Raw genomic sequence first — 4,158 nt, forward strand, 5'->3', positions numbered from 1 at the left:
CCGCCGCCGCTGCAACGTCATCTTCGCGATGCTCCGCGACGGCACGTACTACCAGTCACCCACACCAGTCCCGACCCCCGAGCCACCCACTCTCGCGGCTTGACTCGAAACATAGGGACACCCCCCCGGATCATGAGCGACTGGGGGCAGACAACTTGCCGGGGCCGGCTGGTTTCCTACGCCTACATCCTCCCGGACACCGTCGCCATGAAAAAGGTAACGGCGGTGGGTGCTCACACTACAAAAGATGAATATTCCGTGTTCGGATCAAGGGACCACTGCTAGCAGTAAGACTCATTGTTGTTATTTTCGTCCCGAGACCCAAACGGTACCAAGACCTGTCATAATACGTTCATGAATAACGAAGATAATCTAGGCTCCATCGACATCACCGAAGAGCAACGACTGTCCCTACGGCGGGCCGCTCGCAACAGTGAATATCACTTACTTCTTGGGGCCGGTGCCAGCATGGACTCTACATCTCGTCTCGGCAACCCACTGCCCGGAAGTTCAGCGCTTATTGAACAACTTTGCGTTGCTTTCAATGTGCCCGCTGAAGAAGGTGACCTACTCTGGAGAATCTATGATCGTTCGGTTCAAGCCGCAGGGGAAGCTCGTGTTTATAGCTGGCTCAAAGAGCGTTTTTGGGGAGTGAAGCACTCGTACTGGATGGAGTACTATGCTCGGAGTCCTTGGAACATAGTATGGACTCTCAACATTGACGACACATTTGAATCAGCCTATCGGGCGATCGCCCAAGAGTCTAGCAGGCAACTCGAGACGCTGAATTGGGATTCAGATTTCCGTCAAAGTCGGAACCTTAATGTAATCCACCTCCACGGAGTAGTAGATACTATTCCGCCCAGGAAACTAGTCTTTTCCTTGAGTGAGTACGCGGGTTCGGCGGCATCCAGGGCCGCATGGCCAGCGAATTTTCATGATGTATATGGAAATTCGCCATTTGTCATTCTCGGGGCAAGAATGAGGGATGAGCCCGATATAGAAGCTGTTGTCTCGGGGCGAAGGCCGACGCATTCCGCACCAAGTTTCTACGTAGCTCGAAGTATCTCTCGGGGGATGCGATTGGACCTTGAGCGGTGGGGATTAGTCCCGGTAGAGATGACGGCTGAAGACTTTGTTCTTGCATGGGGTGAAATGACCGGACTAGATCTCGAACAAGAGTTGGGGTCGGAAATGGAACTGGCCATGAGGGTTGGTCAGCAGTTTGTAGAGCTTAAATCCACTCGCGTCGCCTCGGACGCTCAGAATCATGATTTTCTCGGTGGTGACGAACCTCGATGGATTGATGTTCAAGATGGTCTCGCGGCTGAGTTAGAATGGGTGACGAAGGCGAAGCAGGACTGCGGACAAATCGGCCAGTCTCTATCGAAGTCAACGGCACTAGTTTACACTGGTCGGCGTCTAACTGGTCGCTCCACAGGACTACTGCAACTGGGGCATTATTTACGCATGCATTCATGGCGAACTTTCCTTTTCCAGCACAAAGGACGCATTGATATAGATGCCATATTATCTTTCGCGGCAGATGGTAAGGCAGTAGCCCTACTGTTTGACGGGGTGGCCGATTTTGCAGACGATCTAAATCAACTCGTTATTAAAGCTCGTGGCTTGGGGGCAAGTATCGTATGTGTTGCCGTCGACGATTCAAACCGAGAAGCGAAAATCCTCGGTAGACTTGATCCCGCCAGTCTTGCGCACAGGCGAGTGGCAAGTATCAATGGGCGTCTAACGGGTGTTGACTCGGCGCGACTGGTCGATAACCTTAATAAAGTAGGGAGACTCGGCATTCTCGAAAGTTGTCCCCCTAATAAACGAATTTCCCACTTCAAAGGAAAAGACCTATTTGACGCAATGGCTCAACTTGAGAATGCCCCTGGATTTGGATTGCGAGTCGGGCATTTAATTAATGATTTAAATAATGCACAGAAGCAAAAGACTGTTTTTCTTGCCGCTTACGCTTCTTTTGTTGATAGTCAAATTTTGCTTGTCGATATAAGCAGAATGCTTGGTCTAACGAGTGACCAGATGGTCGGTCAGATTCAAGATGATCCGCAAATTAGTTCTTTGCTCTCCACGGACGGAACAATTGTGCGGACACGACACCGATTCATGGCGCTTGCACCCCTCGTAAATAAGATTGGGTCTGTGCAAGCTGGTGAATTTCTGAAAGATGCCATACATAATGTATCAGGAAGATTGAATCCAAAAAGCCTCCAACAAAGAAATCCGACGTCACAATTAGTTAATGCGTTCATGATTCAACGCAACTTGCGAGAAGCCATACCCGGAGCAGATCTCGATTCTTGGTACGCGTCCCTCCTGGATGTTTTTGGTTCTTGGAGCGCAAGATATTGGGAGCAAAGGGCAATTCTTGCGCGAAATGAATCCCGATCGGATGCTACCTTGCTAGCAAAGGCTGAGTCCTTCGCCATGCGGGCCACGGGGCTAGTGGCTGATACTTACAGCTTCACCACGTTGGGTACTGTTCTCTTGGAGAAGGCCGCAACTCCCCCTTACGGTGTTGCTGAGTATTTCCAACGGGGCTTGGAGGCCTTCGAGCTGGCTGCAGAAATGGACAGGGGGGGCGGAAATATTGTCACCTGGACCGCATTCTTGCGGCGGTCAATACGCGTTCTTCGGAGAATTGAGTCGGATGTTAATTCCCATTCAGAATTGCCGGACCATAAGAAATTGTGGGGAATTATTCGCTCTCAATGGGAACAAGTATATGCGCAAATGAGAACCATTCGGAACTCTGGTGAGCAGACAGAGAAAGATCTCCAGCGTTTGCAAATAGAATATCACAAATTGCCTATAACGCTGAAGTTTGAAACGGAGGGGGGCGAATAGGTTATATTTTTATGGTTAATCCAAAAAGTGCTCCCAACTTTGGAATTAGTGTATTTCGTCTACGGAGAGTATCGGTGGCGATGAGAAGCGGGCACCGGTAGCTCTCGGTAGTTGCTTAATCATTGACACCCCCTGGACGGTCACGATGGTCAATGGGAAGCACAACACGACATCTGGTCATCGTCCGCTCCGTACGCGATCAACACCTCACCGCCGCCCAGGCCGCCACCCGCTACGGCGTCTCCCGGCAATGGGTCTACACCCTGCTAGCCCGTTACGACGCTCACGGGGTGGACGGACTGGCACCGGGTTCTCGAGCCCCACGCTCTTCACCCGGGGCCCTACCAGCGGCGTTGGTAGAACAAATCATTGCCGTGCGCCAAGAACTCACCGCCCAAGGCGCTGACGCCGGGCCGCTCACCATCGCGTGGCACCTAGAACAAGCCGGATACCGAGTGCCCTCAGATTCCACGATCCGGCGCGTGCTCCACCGAGCCGGGCTTATCACCCCGGCACCGGGTAAACGACCGAGATCCACCTACATCCGCTTCCAAGCCCAGGCGCCGAACGAATGCTGGCAAGCCGATATCACCCACTGGTTCCTGGCCACCGGCGCCCGGGTGGAGATCCTGGACTTCCTCGACGATCACTCCCGCTACCTACTGCACCTACGCACCCAATTAGCGTTTACCGGCGCCGACATCGTCACCACCATGCAGGGCCTGATCAGCACCTATGGGCCACCAGCCTCGACCCTGACCGATAACGGGCTGGTCTTCACCGCCCGCCTAGCCGGCCGCAAAGGAGGTCGTAACGGGTTCGAGAAACTCTTAGAAGCCCACCACATCCACCAAAAGAACGGGGCACCGGGCCACCCACAAACCCAAGGCAAAATCGAACGCTTCCATCAATGAACCGGCCCGGGTTCTCGGCCGCTACTTTGTGGGTTCGGGCTCTCGGGTGAGGGCCTGATAGTGGAGCGTTTCGAACTCTACCGGGGTGAGCATCCCGAGGGTGCCGTGGAGGCGGCGGTTGTTGTACCACTCGACCCATCCAGCGGTCGCGTACTCGACGTCTGCGAGAGTCCGGTAGGGACCGGGGTGGAAGACCGTGGTTCGGATGCACTCGGTCTTGAACAACCCGTTGATGGTCTCCATGAGGGCGTTGACGCTCCTATAGTTGTCAACTCGCGATTTCACCGGTGCGGGGGTTGACCTTAATGAGGTGGTAGACCTCGCGAATGACGTAGCGCTTCAAGCAACGGATGATGTCTCGCTTGCTCTTGCC

General features: G+C 53.5%; 2 protein-coding genes and 1 pseudogene. 2 read left to right on the forward strand and 1 reads right to left on the reverse strand.

Features of this window, described 5'->3' with window-relative positions; genetic code table 11:
• The first annotated feature begins 354 nt into the window (after positions 1–354).
• Together CKW39_RS15160 and CKW39_RS15165 are read left to right on the forward strand one after the other, a co-directional pair.
• Positions 355–2,871, forward strand: coding sequence for an SIR2 family protein (locus CKW39_RS15160; protein WP_095798956.1), 2,517 nt, complete (start codon positions 355–357; stop codon positions 2,869–2,871).
• Between the two features lie 152 nt (positions 2,872–3,023).
• Positions 3,024–3,785: a DDE-type integrase/transposase/recombinase gene (locus CKW39_RS15165; protein ID WP_216823189.1), complete on the forward strand. Its 762-nt coding sequence runs from the start codon at positions 3,024–3,026 to the stop codon at positions 3,783–3,785.
• Positions 3,786–3,806: 21 nt separating this feature from the next.
• Here the strand turns inward: CKW39_RS15165 and CKW39_RS15170 are convergent.
• Positions 3,807–4,037, reverse strand: a pseudogene (locus tag CKW39_RS15170) (integrase core domain-containing protein); the annotation flags it as partial.
• Positions 4,038–4,158 lie beyond the last annotated feature (121 nt).

The sequence above is a fragment of the Kocuria sp. WRN011 genome (assembly GCF_002295155.1).
In the GTDB taxonomy this organism is placed as follows: Bacteria; Actinomycetota; Actinomycetes; order Actinomycetales; family Micrococcaceae; genus Kocuria; species Kocuria carniphila.

Coding starts and splice junctions, on each gene's coding strand:
- CKW39_RS15160 (WP_095798956.1), top strand. CDS start 355: ATGAATAACGAAGATAATCTAGGCTCCATCGACATCACCGAAGAGCAA.
- CKW39_RS15165 (WP_216823189.1), top strand. CDS start 3,024: ATGGGAAGCACAACACGACATCTGGTCATCGTCCGCTCCGTACGCGAT.